Below are 20,560 nucleotides of genomic sequence, written 5' to 3'. Positions count from 1 at the left end.
TAGCGGTTTCTATTCATCGCCCGAACATGGACAATAACAGTATGAAAAACGTGACGATGAATACTGGAAACACCATTCCCCAGCTCGGATATGGCACATACAAGATCGCGCCGGAAGATACGGTAGACGCGGTTACGATGGCTCTTGAGGCCGGTTACCGCCACATCGATACCGCCCAGATGTACGGCAATGAGGCCGAGGTTGGCGAGGCAATCGCGAAGTCCGGCATCGATCGCGCCGACATCTTCCTCACCACGAAGCTCAACAACCCGAACCACCAGCCCGACGAGGCACGTATCTCCTTCCGTCAGTCCCTCGAGGATCTGCAGACCGACTACGTCGACCTGTTCCTTATTCACTGGCCGCTCCCCACCCTCTTCGGTGGTGACTTCCTGACCACCTGGCTGACGCTTGAGGAGTTCTACGAGGACGGTCGCGCAAAGGCCGTTGGCGTCTCGAACTTCCTGCCCGAGCACCTCGATGTGCTGGCGAACGGTTCGGACCTTGTTCCCGCCGTCAACCAGATCGAAATCCACCCCTACTTCACGAACGAGGCCTCCCGCGCCAAGAATGCCGAACTCGGCATTGTCACCCAGGCATGGTCGCCCCTCGGGCGCGCAGCCGTACTCGACGATCCGACGGTCGTGGAGATCGCGGAACGCGTTGGAGCCACTCCCGCCCAGGTCGTTCTCAACTGGCACGTGAACCGCGGGGACGTCGTCATTCCGAAATCCGTCACCAAGTCCCGAGTCGAATCAAACATGGACATCTTTGACGTGCCACTCACTGAAGAGGATTATGAGAGGATCACAAAGCTAGACCGTGGCGAGGAGGGTCGACAGGGCTCAAATCCAGCCACGATGGAAAGGCTGTGACAGAAAGGCAATTATGAACTTCGCTTACGCAATCGCCGGTTCAGAGGCGAGTGGGGCCGCAGGCCTCCAGGTCGACATTCGTACCTTCCACCAACTTGGTACCTTCGGACTCGGCACCCTCACCTGTGTGGTCACGATGCACCCCGACAACGACTGGGGACACAGCTTCACTCCCATGCCCCCGGATCTCATCGCGGAGCAGATCGCTGCAGCAACTGCCGCCTACGAGCTCGACACCGTGAAGATCGGCATGCTGGGTGCTCCTCCCACGATCGAGGTCGTCGCTGAGAACCTCCGCAAGCAGCCGTGGAAGAACGTGGTTGTCGATCCCGTTCTCATCTGTAAGGGTCAGGAACGCGGTCAGGCCTTCGACACCGACAAGGCTCTGCGTGAGCTGGTCTTGACCCAGGCGACAGTCACGACACCGAACTACGTTGAGTCACTCACGCTCTCGGGCATGGAATCACTCAACACCATTGACGACCTCATCGAGGCCGGCAAGCGCATTGCAGACAACGGCCCCAAGGCTGTTGTCGTCAAGGGTGGCACCGAGTTCCCAGGCGACGAAGCCATCGACGTCCTGTGGGACGGCGAAGAGGCAACCATCTACCGCGCACCCAAGGTGGGTGAGCACCGCGTCAACGGCGCGGGATGTACGCTGGCTGCCGCCATCACCGCCGAACTTGCCAAGGGCACCGAGCTCCGTCAGGCCGTCCAGGTCGGCAAGGACATGGTGACTGCGGGCATTCAGGGCAGGATCTCGGCCAACCCGCCATTCGACACTGTGTGGCAAGGTGCCTATACAAACTAGACCGATTATCGCGGTCCTCGGGAGCACAGTGCAGGGCGGGCGTCCCAACCCCGCCCTGCACTCCCGTCTCGACACCGCGGTGCAGGAATGGCGTACCGCCACCGGCGTTGGCCTGGAACCCGTCGTGTTTTGTTTGGGTGGGATCGGTAGTGAGGGAGCGGAGGCCGAGGCCCCGGTCATGGCCCGCTACCTCGAACAAACCGGTATTCCCCGCAGGTGCCTCGTTGAGGAGACACATTCACGAACAACGGAAGAGAACCTCCGTCACCTCGCGGCCATTCTCGCCTCCCCCGACTACCCCGATGCGTGGGTGGGGAAGAGCGCCGAGGAGGCACCCGATCCCACGGTGCTCCCGCAGGAAGTAGCCACCGATGGCCTGCCTCCCATCACGCTTGTCACCTCCCGCCCGCACCTGCCCAGGGCACTGCTCATGGCTAAGAGCATCGGGCTTGATCCGAGGGGCGTTGCCGCCCCCGTTCACACCATCACCCTGAAGTCCCTTGTACGAGAAGTTGGTGCGCTGGCGATCTGGGGTGCTCGTTCCCTCCGGCGCGCTATCGCAGGTTCTTGATCATTCCTGCCACGTAATCGGCCTGCCCTGCGTGCTGAGAAGCGTCGTCGATGATGGAGACGATCCGGGTGGCGCGAGCAACGGGCGGATCCCAGTTCCTATCAACGATCTCGTCCAGAGCACTCTCCTCAAGGGAAGCAATGTAGCTCCTGGCATCCTCAGACACGGCCCGCAGGTACCCCACGAGCAGGCTCTTATCGGTCACCTCCACCGCACTCACCTCTGCGGGCGTGTGGCCGTACCCCATCGAGTCCTCGGGCAGATTCAGCCCGAACCGAGCAACCCAGCCGTCACGCTTCCACACGTCCTCAGCACCCTGGAGCGCCGCGAACTGCAGGTCCATCTCTCGCCCCGTGTGCCACGCAAGCCACGTGACCGTGTTGTCCGCGCCCTCCGGAGCCCAATGAAGCTCCTCAAGGGTGAGCTCATCGATGATCCTCTCGAAGACCTCGATGGGGCGGGACAGTGCGTCGCTCAGAATCGTCGTCAGCATGGTGCCACGTTATCAAGCGTGACGCAACGCAGGTCAACCGCTCAGGCTCGAAAGCGGGAACCGCAGCTCAGGATCGCGTACGAGCCGGGACCCTTTCTCAGGACTGTGGATAAGGGGGCCGCGTACGATCGGTTCTGCTCGACGGGTCTTAGATGTCTCCAGCGGCCTCGACGAAGCGCGCGTAGTGGCCCTGGAAGGTCAGCATGATGGAGCCGACTGGGCCAGCCCTGTGCTTGCCGACGATGACCTCACCGAGGCCCGAGGGGGACTCGTCGCGGGACTTGTACATGTCCTCGCGGTGGAGGAGGATCACGACGTCAGCGTCCTGCTCGAGCGAACCGGATTCGCGCAGGTCCGACACCATGGGCTTCTTCGTCTCACGCTTCTCAGAGTCACGGTTGAGCTGTGCGACAGCAATGATCGGAACGTTGAGTTCCTTGGCGAGAAGCTTGATCGAACGGGAGAAGTCGGAAACCTCCTGCTGGCGTGACTCGACGTTCTTCGCGCCCGACGTGAGGAGCTGAAGGTAGTCGATGACGATGAGCTGAATGTCGTTCTGCTGCTTGAGCCTGCGGCACTTCGCGCGAATCTCCGCCATCGTCAAGTTCGGTGAATCATCGACGATGAGTGGGGCCTTCGAGATCTTCTCCAGCCCACCAACGACGCGTTGCCAGTCATCGGCGGTCATATTGCCCTTGATCATGCGGTCAAGGAACACGCTCGACTCGGCCGCCAGGACACGCATCGACAGCTCGGTCCTGTTCATTTCCAACGAGAAGTACACGACCGGGAGGTTGTGATGGACGGCTGCGGCGCGGCAGACATCCATGGCGAACGTGGATTTACCTGCACCGGGGCGGGCCGCCACGATGATCATCTGACCGCCACGGAAACCGTTGAGCATGGCATCGACCGAGGGGAATCCCGATGACACACCATCGAGTTCCCCGCCCCTGGATTCGTTGTGTTCAAGGGTCTCGACGAGGTCGTTGATGATGTCTTCCATGACCGCGTAGTCACGGCTCTCGTTCGAGTCAGTCAGGGCATAGACCTCCGACTGGGCCATGTTGACCAGCTGGTCGACCTCGGCGCCGTCGGTGGAGTATCCGAGTTGGACGATTCGGGTGCCGGCATCTACCAGCTTACGGAGCTGCGACTGCTCGCGAACGATTGTGGCGTAGTAGCCGGCATTCGCGGCCGTCGGGACGCTGGCGACCAGGGAGTGCAGGTAGGGCAGGCCACCCACGCGCTCGAGCTCGCCCCTCCTTTTGAGCTCGGCACCAACCGTCACGGCGTCGGCGGGTTCGCCGTCGCCAAAGAACTGCATGATGATCTCAAAGATGAGCTGGTGGGAGGGACGATAGAAGTCATCGGATTTGAGAATCTCCGTCACGTCCGCGACAGCGTCCTTCGACAGCATCATGCCGCCGAGAACAGACATCTCTGCCTCGATATTTTGCGGTGGCGTGCGCTCGAAACCTGCCCCAGAATCCGTCATTGCTCTCCTTGTCCTCAAGGCGACTATACCGGCCCACACCAAATCGCAATCTGTGGATAAACTGTGGACAACCGGCTGCGAACAGTGGAAACACTCCGTACATTTCGTGGAAAACTTGTGCGCAAAACAGGCAGTTACCCACAACGATCCCACCTGTGGATGAAATTGGCGCGCTTTTCTGTTGAAATCCTGGGGAATTCATCCCCAAACATATCCACACCTGTGGATAACTTTACTCACGGATAAAGACGTGAACACTCCGCCGAGATCACATTCCTCAAGTATAACTTCACGCCGGTCTAGGGTGTTGACGTGACCACACGAATTGACCGACAGATTGTGTCGCTTGCGCTCCCCACCCTCGCTACCCTTCTGGCCGAGCCGACTCTCATTCTTGTGGACACCGCGCTCGTTGGTCGGCTCGGAATCGATCCGCTCGCCGGGCTCTCTCTTGCCTCGACCATCCTGACGACGATGGTCGGCATCTGCATCTTCCTCTCTTACGCGACGACGGCCTCCACGGCCCGCTACTTTGGTGCCGGCAAGCCCGCCCGTGCCCTGCGACTCGGCATGGATGGGGTGTGGCTCGCGATCGGTCTTGGCATCGTCCTCATGTTGACGCTCCTCTTCTTTGGGGAAACGATCCTCAGCTGGTTTGGTCCCGAGGCAGCCGTTCTGCATGAGGCAACCCGATATCTCTCGGCGAGCGCCTGGGGACTGCCCGGCATGCTCATCGTTCTCGCCGCAACCGGCACAGTGCGCGGGATGCTTGACACAAAGACTCCGCTCTACGTGGCAACGGCCGGCGCACTGGCCAACATTCCCCTGTCCTATCTGCTCATCTATCCGGCAGGACTTGGCGTCGCTGGTGCAGGTTACGGTACCGCCCTCGCCCAAACCGGCATGGGTCTTGCCCTAGGCGCCGTCGTTGCTCGCGCCGCCTATCGCCAGAAGGTGTCTCTCCTGCCCTCGGGTGCTGGCGTACTGAAGTCGCTACGCGACTCAATACCCCTCATCATCCGCACCCTGTCGCTTCGCGTCAGCATCCTGTTAACTGTCACGGCAGCGACGGCCCTCGGCACGACCGCCCTCGCGGCCCACCAGATCATTAACTCAATCTGGAACTTTGCGGCCTACGGCCTTGACGCCCTTGCGATTGCCGCCCAGGCGCTCGTTGGTCAGGCTCTCGGTGCTTCGGCTCCCGAGCGCGTGCGGCAGGTGCTGTCCCGCTGCCTGTGGTGGGGCATCGGCGTTGGAGCCGTCCTCGGGGTTGTTCTTGCGCTAGCCTCCCCGTTTGTTCCCCGCGCCTTCACCGGATCCGGTGAGGTCGCATCGTGGGCCATGTGGGGCCTCGTTATGTGCGCCGTCGGCCTGCCGATCGCCTCGATCGCCTACATGCTTGACGGCATTCTCATCGGTGCCGGGGATACTCGCTACCTTGCCTGGATGATGATCCTCGCCCTCGTTCTATACACACCCGTCCCCCTTGCTCTCGCGGGTCCGGGAGCGGATCTCGGAATGGTCGGATTAATTGCCCTGTGGGCCGGTTACGCTGGGATCTTCATGGGGGCACGTAGCCTCACCCTTTACTTCCGCACCCGTGGGGATAGGTGGATTGTGCTTGGGGAAACTCGATGAACTCCTCGTTAACGCATAACAACAAGCTCGTGTCAAACGGTTAGCACACAAGAATCTTTCCCACAATTTCATCCACTGCTGTGGAACAAACCAGAGTTATCCACAGGTATTTCCCACAGGTGGATAACTACATCGATGTAGTTATCGGAGATTTCAACGTTTTTTGACCGCGCTCCGGTGGAAACAATCCCCAGCTGTGAATAACTCTGTGGACAAACTGGTGAATGGTGAGAAAATTTGTTTGGCGAATAACGAAAACAGCCACCCCGAAGGGTGGCTGTCGGGACGAAGAGCCCAGTGCGTGTGATGCGTTAGGAATAGATGAGGAGCGACACCGCGGCCAGCGCCGCAAGGACTCCGACGATGCTGAGGATGTTGACCCACGTCTTCCTCGACTTCGTCAGGAGGAATCCAACGATGAGACCAATGATGAGGCCACCGACGTGCGACTGCCACGAAATGCCATCGACGACGAAGCCGAGGATGAGGTTGATTCCCAGGAGCACGAGGAGTGGCGTGGTGTCCCTCGATGGGCCCTTCGCGAGAACAAAGAGGGCGCCAAAGAGTCCGAAGACGGCGCCGGAGGCTCCCACAACAAAGGTTGCCCAGGACGCCCCCGTGGGATCGGCAAGAACAAGGACTGCGACGTTGCCACCTATGGCGGACAGGAGATAGAGGCAGACGAAACGCCACCAGCCAAAGACCGGTTCAATGGCCTGACCCACGAGCCACAGGGCGTACATATTGAAGATCAGGTGCCAGAAGTCCGCGTGAAGGAAGGCCGATCCAATGAATCGGTAGGGCTGCGATTCGCCCAGCCACGGCGCAAAGATCAGGGTCGCTTCAAGTTCGGACCAGAGGCGACCAGCCCCATAGACGGCAATACACGCCACGATGATGGCGATGGTGACGACGGGCTTGGGCCGCCTGACATAGCGGCGGCGATCCGGATCCGGCGGAGGTCCTGCCGGCACCGGATCCGGATATTCACTCATGCCGATACGGAAATGGAGTTGATGACGACGTCCTCGAGCGGACGGTCCATCTGGTTGGTGTCAACGGCTGCGATGGCGTCAACAACCTTCTTCGAATCCTCGTCGGCGACGCGACCGAAGATAGTGTGCTTGCCCTGCAGCCAGGTGGTGGGGGCAACGGTGATGAAGAACTGCGAGCCGTTGGTGCCGCGACCCGCGATCTTGCCAGCGTTGGCCATGGCGAGCACGTAGGGCTCAGAGAACGATAGTTCCGGGTGGATCTCGTCGTCAAAGTTGTAGCCGGGGCCGCCGGTTCCGGTTCCGAGCGGGTCGCCGCCCTGGATCATGAAGCCGGGGATGATGCGATGGAACACAACACCGTTGTAGAGCGGCTCCGAGGTGCGCTCACCGGTTGCCGGGTTCTGCCATTCGCGCTGACCGGTGGCGAGCTCCGTAAAATTCGCGACCGTGGCGGGTGCATGGTTGGGGTACAGTTCGACGACAATATCGCCATGATTCGTATGCAAAGTTGCTTCCATACGGTCTATCTTCCCACTATCGCATGCCGGTGCCCAACCGCTACTTGCGCCATCGGCGTATTTCTTGGGGGTAATTATTTCAACTCGAGCGAACTACCAGCCTGTGCCTATAGACTCTATCTAGTTATTCGTAATAGTCGTATCCACATGGAGGTGTCGAATGTTCGGCAAGAAGAAGACCGCTCCGCAGCTGGCTAAGTCCCAGTCCGGGGAACTAGGCGAAGTACTGAGCCGTCAGATTGGCGAATGGGCTGATCTGATTGGTAGCCGCACTGGCTCTCTTAGTGAATCCGCTAAGCACTTCGCAGAGAAGGCAGGCGCTGAGGCCAGCACCTACGCCCACAAGGCAAGCAAGCAGGCGAAGCACTACGCAGACCAGGGCGCCAAGTGGGCAGCCCCTCGCGTTGAGACCGCTTCCCGCAAGGCTCAGGAGCTGACCGAGACCGCATCCGATCGCTGGGAACGCGACGTTCTCCCTAGGATCCAGGCCGCAGCCGATGCAGCTCGCGAGGAGGCCGGTAAGGACGGTAGCCTCAAGGACAAGGCTGTCGCCGTTTCCACCGCAACCTCGAAGGCACTGCAGGCCCCACCGGAGCCGAAGAAGAAGTCCCGCAAGTTCGGTTGGGTTCTCGTTGGCGTCGCAACCGCTGGCGTTGGGTATCTGATCTGGAAGCGCAACCAGCCGATCGAGGATCCCTGGGCTGAGGCCTACTGGGAGGACATCGTTGCTGAGGATGCTGCCGCACAGGCCGCAGCTTCCGGCGAGGGCGCAACCATCGACCCGCTCGCCGAGGCACAGGCCTCCGTCAACGACCCGGTCGTTGAGGAGAAGGTCGACAAGCCCGCGCTTAACGAGGCTGAAGCCGCTGAGCAGGCTGGTCTCACCGAATCTGATAACCAGACGGAGCTCGGTCACCCCGAAAAGAAGTAGTAGAGAACCACTTCCTACGAACCTGCCCCCACCCTGCGGTGGGGGCATTCGTTTACTCTCCACCTATCTCGCCCTCGTCGACCACGATTGTGAAGCGACGGGCCCGGAGTTTCCTCCGGGCCCAGGTCAACCAAGTGAACTACTCCGTTCACTTTCTATCTTAGAAGTCTTGCTCCGCGAGCCAGTCCTTGGCGATGACGTCAGCGGGAAGGCTTTCGTTTGCCGAGCGTGCATTGAGTTCCACAAGGTCCTCGGGTGAGAGTGCTGCGCTGACCTTGTTGATGATTTCTTCGGCCTTTTCATCGACGTTGTCGGACGCGAGGGGAACGACGTGGGAGGCAAGGAAGAGGTTCTTGGTGTCATCGAGCTGGACAAGCTCCGAGTCCGCAACCCTAGGGTCTGCCGTGTAGATGAGTGCCATCTGGATGTCATCACCCTTGAGTGCGTTGACGGTCAGCTGCCCGCCACCGTCCTCAATCGGGGTGAAGCCAACATCGACGCCGTAGACGTCCTTCAGACCGATCGGACCATTCGGTCGCGTTTCCAGTTCCGAGTTCGCTCCAACGGTGATGCTTTCTTCTACGTTCTTCAGATCCTCAAGAGTCTCAAGGCCCCATTCGTCCGCGAAATCCTTCGTCACGAAGTAGGCATCCTGGTCGGTTGCCGGAGAGTATTCGAACACCCGGAGGCCATCGGGGGCGGCGTCGACAAGTTCGTCGTAGACCTCGTCGGCTTCGCGTACTTCGGTCTCTCCTTCCCAGTAGCGCAGGAGAGGTCCCGTGTATTCGGGGAAGAGGTCAATTTTTCCCTCCTCTATTTCGGGCAGGTAGGCTTCACGCTGTCCGATACGGAAGTCGCGCTCCACCTCGTAGCCCTCGGCCTCAAGTGCTTGAGCGTAGATTTCGGCGATGATTTCACTCGAGTAGTAGTCCTGGGAGCCGATGACGATCGCGGAGGAATCACGATCACCGCCTCCATCACCCCCCTCGTCCAGCGGGTCGGAGTTGGAGCAGGCTACAAGTCCAAGCCCAGCAACGGTCACGAGTGCGAGTACTCGTTTCATGATGTTCCCTTCACGGCCACAAAGCCGGATTTGATATTTTACGGGACGCCCGGTGTGCGGACGCGAGAAGAATTTCTAAGATGATAGCAAGGGCGATGACGAGGATCGCCCCGCCAAGCATGGGGGCGTAGTTGCCGGATTTGAGCCCGGAGAACACGAATCGTCCCACCCCGAAATCAGCGACGTAGGCTGCGAGGGTAGCGGTGGCAACGACCTGGAGCGTTGCGGCACGGATACCACCAACGATCACGGGGGCCGCGATCGGGAGCTCCACCTTCCACACGATCTGCCGTTCACTCATGCCAATCGCCCGCGCCGCGCCCACCGTCTGGTTATCGACAGACTCCACGCCCGAATAGGCACCGGCAAGTAACGACGGTATCGCGAGGATAATGAGGGCAACAACGGGGGCGGTGAGGCCAATACCCGAGTAGAGGCCGACGAGGGTCAGGAGACCGAGGGAAGGAATGGCTCGCAGGGCACCCGCCGTGCCCACGACAGCCGCCTTGCCATTCCTCGTATGTCCAATGAGAACGCCGAGGGGGATGGCGATGATGCTGGCGAGGAGAACAACGAGCCCTGTGATCGCCACGTGTTCGAGAAGTCGCTGCGGAATGCTGCCAGGACCCGACCAGCGGGCCGAATCGGAAAGCCATTCAAAGGCTTCAGTCATGACGTTCACGATCCCACCTGCTGCGGCACGGTAGCCCGCTCCCAGGGGGACAGGACACGACCAATGAGTTGGACGATGGCGTCGAGAATGAGGGCGACCGCGACAGTGAGAACGATGCCGGTGATAACCGAGGCGATGATGGAGCGCTGGAAGCCATCGGTGAACAGACTTCCGAGGTTCTGAATACCAACGAGGGCACCGATCGTTGTCAATCCGACGGTGCTGACCGTGACGACACGGACACCGGAAATAATGACCGGCATTGCGAGTGGCAGGTCGATCTTCCAAAGCATCTGCCGCTTCGAATAACCGATCGCCATCGCAGCTTCACGAACCTGGGGATTAACGGCGTGAAAACCATCCGAGGCACTGCGAACAAGCAGGGCAATTCCGTAGAGCGTGAGCGCGATGATGATTGTGGTACCGGAGCGCAGGCTGGTGCCAAACAGTGCGGGGATGACGATGAGCATCGGGAGCGCCGGGATCGCATACAGCAGTGTCGATGCGGACAGAAGGGTCCCGCCGAGTCTCGGAAAGCGGTAGGCAAAACGCCCGATGGGGACGGCGATAATCGTCGCAAACAGGATTGCGGGGATCGCTATTGACAGGTGGATGAGAAGGAGATCGCGAATATGTTCCCAGGAATAGGATAGCCAGGTCACTGTTGGAGGACTCCTGCCGGGCGACCTGCACCATCAACAATCAGTTTGGCGCCGTTCACTTCCTTGATGGTGAAATTACGGTCCGCGCGGTCCGCACCAATGAACTGGCGAACATACTCGTTGCGGGGGTTGGACAGGATTTCTTGCGGAGTTCCAGACTGGAGAATTTCGCCACCTTTGCGCAAGAGCACAACGTCATGGCCAACGTTGAACGCTTCCTCAATGTCGTGGGTGACAAGAATAATCGTCTTTCCGAGCTCTTCTTGGAGGCGGCGGAGCTCTTCCTGGAGCTCTTTTCGGACGATCGGGTCAACCGCACCGAAGGGCTCATCCATGAGCATCACCTTGGGGTCAGCGGCCAAAGCCCTGGCTACGCCAACACGCTGTTGCTGACCTTCAGATAGCTGGCTGGGATATCTCTTTCCCATACCGACATCCAGGCCGACACGTTCGAGAATCTCTTCCGCGTCCTTCCTTGCCTTCTTCCGATTGACACCGTTAAGCATGGGGACGGTGGCGACATTATCGACAATAGTCCTGTGCGGGAGGAGACCTCCCGCCTGGAGTACGTACCCGATCGATCTGCGGAGCTGGACGCGGTCGACAGTCGACACATCTTTGTTGTCAACCCAGATCGAGCCTGTCGTGGGTTCGACCATGCGATTGACCATCCGTAACAGGGTGGTCTTGCCGGAACCGGAGGCTCCAACGAGGGCAACAATACGCCCTTGATCCACCGTGTAACTGAAGTCCTTGACTGCCGTCGTACCATCCGGGTAGGTTTTGCCGACATTGCGGAACTGGATCATAGGGTTTCCTTCGCTTTATCTGCGCCAGTCCCAGTAATACTAGTCTCCCCAGCCATAAAAGCGGGGATCAGAAACGTAATCACCAGGATTGTTACATTTCCTTTACCCTTGAGCCTCGAGACATCCTGTCATGCTGACGCGGTCGCACACTTAGCCTGGCGTATCGACCTATTTTCACAACTTCTCGGCAAAAGGCATATAAACTCAACTTGCCCCACGACCAGTAGAAATGCTGTTAATCCTTTGAGTAGGAAAGCTTATGGAAGCCTCGCAGATCCTCAACACACTCATTATCGACGTCGGTATCATCGGCACCCTGCTCCTCGTGGGCGTAGTCTTGAGGGCGTATCTTCGGCCACTGCAGTGGCTCCTTCTTCCTGCACCGGTCATCGCGGGCATGCTGGGATTCCTGCTGGGTCCCAACATGGCCGGAATTCTCCCGCTCTCGCCCATGATCGGGTCATATACGACTATGCTCATCGCCGCTGTCTTCGCATCGATGGCGATCGCCCAAGATTTCACTTTCTCCAAGATTTCTTCGGAGGTGCGTGCATTCACGGGTTATGGCATCACAATGCCAGCCGGGCAAGTGCTCGTCGGGATGCTACTCGCTCTCCTTGTCCTCGACCCACTCTTCGATTCACCTAACTTCATGGGCTTGATCCTATTCGCCGCATGGTCCGGCGGTTTTGGGACGTCCGCCGCGATGGGTGATGTGTTCGCGAGTCAGGGCCAGGCTGAAGTCACTTCTGTTGCCTTCTCCGCGGCCACGGTGGGCATGCTCTCCGGGATCATAGGTGGCGTCATCCTGTCGCGCTACGGCCACAGCCGCGGCTACGCTAAGGCCCTGAAATCCTCCACGACTGCGCTCCCGCGCTCCATGAGGCGAGGGATCCTTGAGCGTGACGAACGCTCGGCATATGCCACGCACACGATGTCGGGATCGTCGATGGAGACCCTGGGCCTTCATCTCTCCTTGATCGGGGCAATCGTGGGCGTGGGTGGAGTCGTGCAAAACCTCTCCGCTGAACGGCTCAATAATTTCGCCCTTCCGCTGTTCGCCACAGCATTCTTGGTGGGTCTGATCGCGCGTTTCATCCTGCGGCGCACGAACGCCATGACCGTGGTGGATAGGGGAACTACTAAAGCAATTTCCGGCACAGCCTCCGACATCCTCATCGTGTGCGGTATCGCCTCCATCGAACCCCGTTTCGTTTCAGCCCACCTGCCCGCCCTCATCGCGATCTTTGTTCTGGGCATCGTGTTCTGTCTTGTCCTCGGCGTCTTCGTGGCGCCCAGGTACCTTGGCGATTCCTGGTTTGAAAAGCAGATTTTCACCTGGGGCTGGGCCACGGGATCAGTGGCCACGGGCATCGCCTTGCTGCGCATCGTTGACCCAGATCTCGAGTCGGGGACCGTGGACGAATTCGGCTACGCCTATATCCCCCTTATCCCCATTGAAGGTGCAGCCGTCGCAGTGGCACCCCTGATCATCCTCGCTGGCTTGCCGTGGCTCGTTGCTATCATCTGGGGTCTCCTGGCATTTGTGGGTGTTTGGCTCATGGTGAGCGCTCAAAAGCCGGGAGCCGCGTAACGCCTCACCTCAAGGGCTGGTGGGTTCTGGCGAAGAAACCAGAACAGTTCACCACGTCGTCGTCACGTTCGCGACCTTTGATCAGTCAGAGAGTATTTACGGGACGCGAAGCCTGAAAAGCACTGAAATCCCGGACGCCGAAGTAGTCACACTCGATCGCCTTGCCCCACACGTCGCACACCAAGATCGTGGGCTACCAGCTCTGAGCCCCGTTGTTGCGTCGTGCCGTCACAGCATTCGTATCGAGGATTTCCCATCCCTCCATAGAAGCCGCTTTAACACCACTTCTCCTACGCAACACAATCATAGACTGAGATAAAAAGCATGATGTGGCCAACAAGAACTTGGTTCGAACCGGGTTAAACACTCATTCTCAGGCTTTACAACCAAAAGCAACTTTTATACCAATACATTCTGGCTAATACTGCCAGGAAACCAAACTCGCCTGGTAAGCGACGAGCGCGGCAGCCAAGTGTCACGTTCATTTTGTGGAGCCACGGGGACTCGAACCCCGAACCCTCTGCTTGCAAAGCAGATGCGCTACCAATTGCGCCATAGCCCCTTAGATTGACGGAGTGGGATCCGCAACCTCTTCCCATAATGCCTGATTAGCACGGTCAGCCGCAATCTTAATCCATGCAAGGTAACCAATGCCACTTGCAAGGAGAACTGTTACGAACTTCTTCATGATAACCAATCAGTTGGGTGTGGGCCTAGCTGGACTCGAACCAGCGACCTCTTCCTTATCAGGGAAGCGCTCTAACCGACTGAGCTATAGGCCCGTGTTGCCTTGCGGTAACGTGCCAAACTAGGTTAACTCAATGGCTGGTCCGAAACAAAACTCACGGTTAGTGAACCTGCATACACACCCCGCGGTTGACGCGAGTTGTGCCGGCGAGAATCGGGAATTATGCCGAAGAGGTGTCCTTCCCCGGAAACGTCTCGTGGCCACCAGGATTTGAATCAACTGGTGGCCACGGCACTAATGTTATCTTAACGTAATCTTTCTAAAGAGTGAAATTTCGATGAGAGTGTGTTCACTCGTCCGTGATAGTGATGTGGACACCGCCCACCATCATCGCGATCAGGTTGTACAGGACCGCGAAAAGACCACCGAGAACCGTCAAAAGAACGATATCGATGATGGCAACGACGATCGAGAACGAGACCACGCGGCCGAACTCCAGGTACTGCATGAGCTCAAGGAGCGGGGCAGAGCCAAGGGTTTCGAGCAAGTCCCTGATCGAGGCGAACACGTTCATCGTGTCGAACACGTTCCAGATGACGATGGCGGAGATGACGATCATGAGGCCAACGCCGACCGACAGCAGGAATGACACCTTGAGAGCCGACCAGGGGTCGATCCTCGAGATCGTCATGTGCGCGCGCCGGATCCCGCCTCGCGTCGGCTGCTTCTTCGGTGCGGACTCCGCCCGTTCAGTTATTTGGCTCATGACTCATCCTCGTCGGTCGTGTTGTCTACGGTAGACGCTACATCACCCGACACCTCAGCTTGCATATCATCTGGGGTGTTGACCACGCCTTGATCGCCGGCCTGCTCACTATCCGCAGCCTCCGAAGCGCTATCGCCGGACTCCGGAGCAATCTCTTCGGCTGTCTCGACATTGCGTGCAATCGCGGCAACGCGGTCGTTCGCATCGGGACGAGCGAACATGACGCCCTGGGTGTTTCTGCCGGTCAGCGACACTTCGGAAACGGCCGAACGCACGATCTTTCCCGAGTTCATGATGACAAGGACTTCGTCCGTGGGTTCGGTAATGAGTGCGCCCACGAGGTCGCCTCGCTCTTCAACAAGGTTTGCAACCTTGATGCCGAGACCACCACGACCCTGCGTGCGGTACTGGGATACGCTCGTGCGCTTCGCGTAGCCACCCTCGGTGACGACGAAGACCTCAGAATCATCGCGAACGATGTCCATGGACAGTAGGGAGTCGCCCTCGCGGAACTTCATGCCCGTCACACCGGAGGTGGCGCGACCCATGGGGCGCAGCGCCTCATCCGTTGCGGTAAAGCGGAGCGACTGTCCCTTGCGGGACACGAGGAGAATGTCGTCCCCGTCGTTCACGAGACGGGCACCAACAACCTGGTCGGTCGAACCGTCAATGTGGTCGCGGAGTTTGATGGCGATGAGACCACCGGTGCGCGGGGAATCGTAGTCCGTCAGTTTCGTCTTCTTGATTAGACCCGATGCGGTGACCAGCACCAGGTACTGAGCATCCTCGTAGGAGGAGAAGTTCAAAGCCGTGACAATGTGTTCCCCAGGCTGGAAGGCAAGCAGGTTCGCAACGTGCTGACCCTTCGAGTCGCGGCCACCCTCGGGTAGTTCGTAACCCTTGATGCGGTAAACGCGGCCCAGGTTCGTGAAGAACAGGTGCCAGTCGTGCGTGGATGCGACCGCGAAGCGATCGACAACGTCATCGCCTCGCAGCGATGCACCACAAACGCCCTTGCCGCCGCGGTGCTGTGCGCGATACTCGGACACCTTCGTGCGCTTGGAAAAGCCGCCGCGAGTAATGGTGACGACAACATCCTCTTCGGGAATGAGGTCCTCGACCGACATCTCGCCATCGAACGGCAGGATCTTGGTGCGTCGCTCGTCGCCGTACTTGTCGACGATCTCCTGCAGCTCTTCGGACACGATGGAGCGCTGACGCTCCGGCCGTGCCAGGATGTCCTCGTAGTCGAGCACCTCGGCCTCGGCCTTGGCGTAATCGTCGAGAATCTTCTGACGTTCCATTGCTGCGAGGCGGCGCAGCTGGAGGGAGAGAATCGCGTTGGCCTGCTCGGCATCGATTTCGAGCAGCTCCATGAGTCCCTCGCGTGCCTGATCGGCCGTGGGGGAACGACGGATAAGGGCAATGACCTCATCGAGGTTATCGAGGGCCTTGAGGTAGCCGGTCAGGATGTGGAGAAGTTCCCGGGCCTTGTCCAGGCGGAATTGGGTGCGCCGCTGAATGACCGCGATCTGGTGGTGCACCCAGTGGCGGATGAAGCCATCGAGAGACAGGGTGCGGGGCACGCCGTCGACGAGGGCAAGCATGTTGGCCGGGAAGTTGTTCTGCAGCTGGGTGTGCTTGTACAGGTTGTTGAGAACGACCTTCGCAACAGCATCTCGCTTGAGAACAATAACGATGCGCTGTCCTGCTCGACCGGAGGTCTCGTCACGAATGTCGGCGATGCCGGGGAGGCGACCCTCCTTGATACTCTCGACCATCTTCTCCAAGAGTCGGTCCGGGTTCACCTGGTAGGGCAGGTCGGTGACGACGAGGCACTGGCGGCCGTTGATCTCATCGACCTCAACGACGGCGCGCTGGGTGATGGAGCCGCGACCGGTCCGGTACGCCTCCTCGATGCCCTTCTTGCCAAGAATGGTGGCTCCCGAGGGGAAGTCGGGGCCGGTGATGAGCTTGAGGAGCTCCTCGAGCAGCTCTTCCTTCGTGACGTCCGGGTGCTCCAGGTACCACTGAGCGCCGCTCGCAACCTCGCGCAAGTTGTGGGGCGGGATGCGGGTGGCCATACCAACCGCGATACCCTCGGAACCATTGACGAGCAGGTTCGGGAAGCGGGAGGTCAGGACCGTCGGCTCCTGAAGCGAACCGTCGTAGTTCGGCTCAAAATCGACCGTGTTCTGGTCGATGTCGCGCACCATCTCGACCGCCAGGGGAGCCATCCTGGCCTCCGTGTACCTAGGTGCAGCGGCCCCGAGGTCACCGGCAGTACCAAAGTTACCCTGACCGGACACCAGCGGGTACCGCATGGTCCACGGCTGTACGAGACGGACCATCGTATCGTAGATGGCGGAGTCACCGTGCGGATGGTAGTGACCCATGACGTCGCCAACGATCTTCGCCGACTTCGAGAAGGCGCTCGTCGGGCGGTAGCCACCGTCCCACATGGCATAGATGACACGGCGGTGGACCGGCTTCATGCCGTCACGAACGTCGGGAAGTGCACGACCAACAATGACGGACATGGAGTAGTCCAGGTACGACTTCTCCATCTCGCGCTGGAGGTCGACCTCGACAATCTCACCGTGGTTGTACGTTCCAGTTTCTTCTTCGCTCACATCTACCCTTAAATATCGAGGAATCGTACGTCGTGCGCGTTGCGCTGAATGAAGCTACGACGCGATTCCACATCTTCACCCATGAGAATCGAGAACGTCTCGTCCGTGGCTGCGGCCTCACCGATCTCGACCTGCTTCAACGTGCGGGTCTCAGGATTCATGGTGGTGTCCCACAGCTCCATGTCGTTCATCTCGCCCAGACCCTTGTAACGCTGAACCGCGCCCGTGGTCTTGTCCTTCGGCAGTCGCTTGCCAGCGGCCTTGCCCTCTTCCAGGACACGGTCACGTTCCTCATCGGAGAACACGTAGTCGTGCTGGGCGTTCGTCCACTTGATGCGGTACAGCGGGGGCATCGCGAGATACACGTAGCCTTCCTCAATGAGGGGGCGCATGTACCGGTACACGAGGGTGAGGAGCAGGGTCGCAATGTGCTGACCATCGACGTCGGCATCCGCCATGAAAATGATCTTGTGATAGCGGAGCTTGCTGATATCGAACTCGTCGCCAATGCCCGTGCCGAAGGCGGTAATGAGCGACTGAATCGTGTCGGACGAGAGGGCACGATCGAGGCGTGCCTTCTCGACGTTCAGGATCTTGCCGCGAATGGGCATGATGGCCTGGTGCGCGGGATCGCGGCCGTTGACGGCGGAGCCGCCCGCCGAGTCACCCTCCACGATAAAGATCTCGGAATCAACCGGGTTGCGCGAGGAACAGTCCTTGAGCTTTCCGGGCAGGGAGGCGGACTCGAGAACGGACTTGCGTCGGGTTGCCTCGCGGGCCTTTCTTGCAGCCAGGCGAGCCTGGTAGGCCTGCGTTGCCTTACGAATGATGTCGCGGGCCTCGTTCGGGTGAACATCGAACCAGGTGGACAGGTGCTGGTAGGTCTGCTGCTGGACGAACGTCCGCGCCTCAGTATTACCAAGCTTCGTCTTCGTCTGACCCTCGAACTGGGGTTCACCAAGCTTGACGGAGATGACGGCGGTCAGTCCCTCACGAACGTCCTCACCGGTCAGGTTCGGATCCTTCTCCTTGAGAAGCCCCTTCTCACGGGCGTACTTGTTGATGATCGTCGTGAGCGCAGAACGGAAACCCTCTTCGTGCGTACCACCCTCGGTCGTGTTGATCGTGTTCGCGAAGGTATGGATCGCCTCGGAGTAGGCGTTCGTCCACTGCATCGCGATCTCGACCGAGATCGCCTTCTCATCGTCCTCTGCCTCGAGGTAGATCGGCTCCTCGTGAATGAGGTCAACCTTCTTCATCTGGTTGAGGAACTTCACGTAGTCGAGCAGGCCGCCCTCGTAGCGGTACGAGATCTCGCGGTGCCCGGGAACCGGATCGTTCGCCGTTCCCTCAGCGTCGCCCGTCACCTCATCACCCTCGGCGATGGCCTGCGGACGCAGATCGGTCAGGGTGATGCGCAGTCCCTTGTTGAGGAACGCCATCTGGTGGAAGCGGCGGCGCAGAGTTTCAAAATCAAAGTCGAGAGTCTCGAAAATGTCGCCGTTGGGCCAGAACGTCTGGATCGTGCCCGTCTCGTCCGTGGGCTCCCCCTTCGTGAGCGGCTCGTCGGTGACACCGTTGTTGTAGGAGATGCTCCAGTTGCTACCGTCGCGCTTCACCTGGGTTTCCATGCGAACCGAGAGTGCGTTCACAACTGAAACACCCACGCCGTGCAGACCACCCGACACGGCGTAGCCGCCGTTGCCGAACTTACCGCCGGCGTGCAGCACGGTCATGACGACCTCAACTGCCGGCTTGCCTTCCGTTGGGTGCATGGCAACGGGAATACCACGGCCGTTGTCTACGACTCGGATTCCACCGTCTTCAAGGATCGTGACCTCGATGTGGTCGCAGTATCCTGCGAGTGCCTCATCGACCGAGTTGTCTACGACCTCGTACACCAGGTGGTGCAGTCCGCGTTCACCAGTTGAGCCAATGTACATGCCCGGCCGCTTACGTACTGCCTCAAGTCCCTCGAGAACGGTGATGTTCGCGGCGTCGTATGACTGTCCCTCATCAACCGTTCCTGGGCGCCGAGCATTTGCCTCCGAAAGGCGTTCGTCATCCACGTGCAGGATTCTCCTTCATTGAACCTTCCCAGCACCTCGGCCATCTGAAAACATGCACAGAATGGCTTCTGTAGTCCTGGACCCTAAAACTGGTAGGTATACCTAGATTTAGAACTCGTCTCATTCTAGCGCTAATACATGAATTTCACTATTCGAACGGGCCTAATCGTAGGTGTCGCGCGGTCCCCGTCCCGGCACGGAAAACAGACCGTGCTTCCACGACACAGTTCGCGCAGTGCGCACCCTGATCGACTCCACAATTCCCTCACCAATGGCGTCCGCGATGGCCTTCTCCACCTGTGGAAGGAGGGACTGAATGTTGACCGCCCAGGCGGAGGATGCTGCAGTAATGGTCAGTACCCCATCCTCAAATTTCTCGAGAGGACAGTTCTTCGCCACTGTGGGACCGACGATCCCATCCCAATCGGACCGTAGCTTCGCAACGGCCAGCTGCCGTGACCATCCTGAGCCCGTCACGAGGGACGCCAACCCCTCCCCGATGGGACGCGGATCCCGCCACGACGGCCGCGGCCCGGAACCAACGTCACCCCACCCGGGACCGGGAGTCTGAACGGCCAAGTTTCGCGGTACTCGCGACTCGTCACGCGGGGCACCCTTACCAACGAAGGGCTTTGGCTTTCCCACACGCTGATAGCCGTGACGGGTCTGCATCTGCCGCGCCCATTCCAGGGCCGCGAGGCACACGTCATCACCCGTTTCCGCCTGGGCCTTCGCCCGAGCTTCCTCAACTCTCACGTGTCACCTGCCCCTCGTGAACCCGGAACCTAGTACCACTGAGCTCCGGTGGGATGTCGTCCCCGACGGCAGCCGTGATGAAGACCTGCTCAGCATCAATCATGCTGGCGAGTGCGCTACGGCGCCTCGAATCGAGCTCCGCGAACACGTCATCGAGAATGAGAAGGGGATCGCTTTCACGCCCATCATCTCGTAGGAGCTGCCATTCCGCTAGACGCAGGGACAGCGCATAGGACCAGGTCTCACCGTGCGATGCGAAGCCCTTCGCCGGCATGGTCCTAAGGCCAAGAATGAGATCATCCCTGTGCGGGCCAACAAGATTGACGCCGCGATCGATCTCGCGATCCTGAACCCGCTCGATCTCGGCCAGGATGCGGTCCTTGACCGCGCTGACAACTTGCAGATCATCCTCAATCGCTGTCAGGGACGCGGTATTTCCCGCGTCGAGATCTTGGGGCGTAGGCACATTCTCGGAATCCTCATCCACCTTCGCGCGGTAGATGAGATGGGGTGTGCC

19 protein-coding genes, 2 tRNA genes and 1 pseudogene are annotated in these 20,560 nt (G+C 59.5%); 6 read left to right on the top strand and 16 right to left on the bottom strand.

All coding sequences use genetic code 11. From position 1 onward, the window contains the following. Positions 1-41: 41 nt before the first annotated feature. Genes QMB98_RS03450 through QMB98_RS03440 form a run of 3 tightly spaced genes read left to right on the top strand, consistent with a single transcriptional unit; the run spans position 42 to position 2,257 of the window. Entirely contained in the window at positions 42-875 is an 834-nt protein-coding gene (locus QMB98_RS03450; protein WP_371684255.1) for an aldo/keto reductase, read from the top strand. 13 nt (positions 876-888) lie between these two features. Beyond that, a complete protein-coding gene (locus QMB98_RS03445) occupies positions 889-1,686 on the top strand; it encodes a PfkB family carbohydrate kinase (RefSeq protein ID WP_371684254.1) in 798 nt (265 codons plus the stop codon). After that, on the top strand, positions 1,670-2,257 hold the full coding sequence (locus QMB98_RS03440) for a YdcF family protein (protein WP_371684253.1): 588 nt from the start codon (positions 1,670-1,672) through the stop codon (positions 2,255-2,257). The genes QMB98_RS03445 and QMB98_RS03440 overlap by 17 nt, the downstream gene beginning before the upstream one ends. Here the strand turns inward: QMB98_RS03440 and QMB98_RS03435 are convergent. Both QMB98_RS03435 and dnaB read right to left on the bottom strand, forming a co-directional pair. Next, on the bottom strand, positions 2,241-2,750 hold the full coding sequence (locus QMB98_RS03435; protein ID WP_371684252.1) for a DUF664 domain-containing protein: 510 nt from the start codon (positions 2,748-2,750) through the stop codon (positions 2,241-2,243). The two genes, QMB98_RS03440 and QMB98_RS03435, sit on opposite strands and share 17 nt — an antisense overlap. Before the next feature lie 148 nt (positions 2,751-2,898). Next, positions 2,899-4,248 carry a replicative DNA helicase gene (gene dnaB / locus QMB98_RS03430; protein ID WP_371684251.1) on the bottom strand — a complete coding sequence of 450 codons (1,350 nt, stop codon included), beginning with the start codon at positions 4,246-4,248 and terminating at the stop codon, positions 2,899-2,901. A 312-nt stretch (positions 4,249-4,560) separates the two neighbouring features. On the opposite strand from dnaB, the gene QMB98_RS03425 reads away from it, so the two are divergent. After that, on the top strand, positions 4,561-5,886 hold the full coding sequence (locus QMB98_RS03425) for an MATE family efflux transporter (RefSeq protein WP_371684250.1): 1,326 nt from the start codon (positions 4,561-4,563) through the stop codon (positions 5,884-5,886). 311 nt (positions 5,887-6,197) lie between these two features. On the opposite strand, the gene QMB98_RS03420 is transcribed toward QMB98_RS03425, so the two are convergent. Further along, positions 6,198-6,881 (bottom strand): rhomboid family intramembrane serine protease, encoded by a 684-nt coding sequence (locus tag QMB98_RS03420; protein WP_371684249.1) that lies wholly within the window; start codon positions 6,879-6,881, stop codon positions 6,198-6,200. After that, positions 6,878-7,399, bottom strand: a complete 522-nt coding sequence (locus tag QMB98_RS03415; RefSeq protein ID WP_371684248.1) for a peptidylprolyl isomerase — start codon at positions 7,397-7,399, stop codon at positions 6,878-6,880. Before QMB98_RS03415 ends, QMB98_RS03420 begins: the two co-directional genes overlap by 4 nt. 160 nt (positions 7,400-7,559) lie before the next feature. Here QMB98_RS03415 and QMB98_RS03410 point away from each other — a divergent pair, with 160 nt between their 5' ends. Beyond that, positions 7,560-8,330, top strand: coding sequence for a hypothetical protein (locus QMB98_RS03410; RefSeq protein ID WP_371684247.1), 771 nt, complete (start codon positions 7,560-7,562; stop codon positions 8,328-8,330). Positions 8,331-8,490: 160 nt separating this feature from the next. Here QMB98_RS03410 and QMB98_RS03405 read toward each other — a convergent pair whose 3' ends face one another. From QMB98_RS03405 to QMB98_RS03390, 4 genes are read right to left on the bottom strand one after another with little or no spacing between them, the layout of a single operon-like run. After that, complete coding sequence (locus QMB98_RS03405; RefSeq protein ID WP_371684246.1) at positions 8,491-9,393, bottom strand: ABC transporter substrate-binding protein; 903 nt, start codon at positions 9,391-9,393, stop codon at positions 8,491-8,493. A 10-nt stretch (positions 9,394-9,403) separates the two neighbouring features. Next, a complete protein-coding gene (locus QMB98_RS03400) occupies positions 9,404-10,066 on the bottom strand; it encodes an ABC transporter permease (RefSeq protein ID WP_371684245.1) in 663 nt (220 codons plus the stop codon). Between the two features lie 5 nt (positions 10,067-10,071). Continuing rightward, positions 10,072-10,728: an ABC transporter permease gene (locus tag QMB98_RS03395; protein WP_371684243.1), complete on the bottom strand. Its 657-nt coding sequence runs from the start codon at positions 10,726-10,728 to the stop codon at positions 10,072-10,074. Further along, entirely contained in the window at positions 10,725-11,537 is an 813-nt protein-coding gene (locus QMB98_RS03390; protein ID WP_371684242.1) for an ABC transporter ATP-binding protein, read from the bottom strand. The genes QMB98_RS03395 and QMB98_RS03390 overlap by 4 nt, the downstream gene beginning before the upstream one ends. 259 nt (positions 11,538-11,796) lie before the next feature. Here QMB98_RS03390 and QMB98_RS03385 point away from each other — a divergent pair, with 259 nt between their 5' ends. Then, a complete protein-coding gene (locus QMB98_RS03385; protein ID WP_371684241.1) occupies positions 11,797-13,131 on the top strand; it encodes a sodium/glutamate symporter in 1,335 nt (444 codons plus the stop codon). 489 nt (positions 13,132-13,620) lie between these two features. Here the strand turns inward: QMB98_RS03385 and QMB98_RS03380 are convergent. The 8 genes and pseudogenes from QMB98_RS03380 to QMB98_RS03345 all read right to left on the bottom strand — a co-directional run. After that, positions 13,621-13,693: transfer RNA gene (locus tag QMB98_RS03380), tRNA-Ala, on the bottom strand. Then, positions 13,694-13,819 (bottom strand): DLW-39 family protein, encoded by a 126-nt coding sequence (locus QMB98_RS03375; RefSeq protein WP_371684240.1) that lies wholly within the window; start codon positions 13,817-13,819, stop codon positions 13,694-13,696. Between the two features lie 20 nt (positions 13,820-13,839). After that, positions 13,840-13,913: transfer RNA gene (locus tag QMB98_RS03370), tRNA-Ile, on the bottom strand. Between the two features lie 255 nt (positions 13,914-14,168). Then, entirely contained in the window at positions 14,169-14,585 is a 417-nt protein-coding gene (locus QMB98_RS03365; protein ID WP_371684239.1) for a DUF3566 domain-containing protein, read from the bottom strand. Beyond that, the gene (gene gyrA / locus QMB98_RS03360) at positions 14,582-17,218 is read right to left on the bottom strand and encodes a DNA gyrase subunit A (RefSeq protein WP_371684238.1); all 2,637 of its coding nucleotides are present in this window, start codon (positions 17,216-17,218) and stop codon (positions 14,582-14,584) included. Before gyrA ends, QMB98_RS03365 begins: the two co-directional genes overlap by 4 nt. An 8-nt stretch (positions 17,219-17,226) precedes the next feature. Next, the gene (gyrB, locus tag QMB98_RS03355) at positions 17,227-19,287 is read right to left on the bottom strand and encodes a DNA topoisomerase (ATP-hydrolyzing) subunit B (RefSeq protein WP_371684237.1); all 2,061 of its coding nucleotides are present in this window, start codon (positions 19,285-19,287) and stop codon (positions 17,227-17,229) included. 162 nt (positions 19,288-19,449) lie between these two features. After that, a complete protein-coding gene (locus QMB98_RS03350; RefSeq protein WP_371684236.1) occupies positions 19,450-20,043 on the bottom strand; it encodes a DUF721 domain-containing protein in 594 nt (197 codons plus the stop codon). Further along, a pseudogene (locus QMB98_RS03345) lies at positions 20,033-20,560 on the bottom strand (DNA replication and repair protein RecF); the annotation flags it as partial. The gene QMB98_RS03350 and the pseudogene QMB98_RS03345, both read right to left, overlap by 11 nt.

The sequence above is a fragment of the Flaviflexus sp. genome (assembly GCF_041440645.1).
GTDB lineage: Bacteria > Actinomycetota > Actinomycetes > Actinomycetales > Actinomycetaceae > Flaviflexus.
Note: the sequence above shows the minus strand (reverse complement) of the source record. Positions and strands in the feature narration are given on the sequence as shown.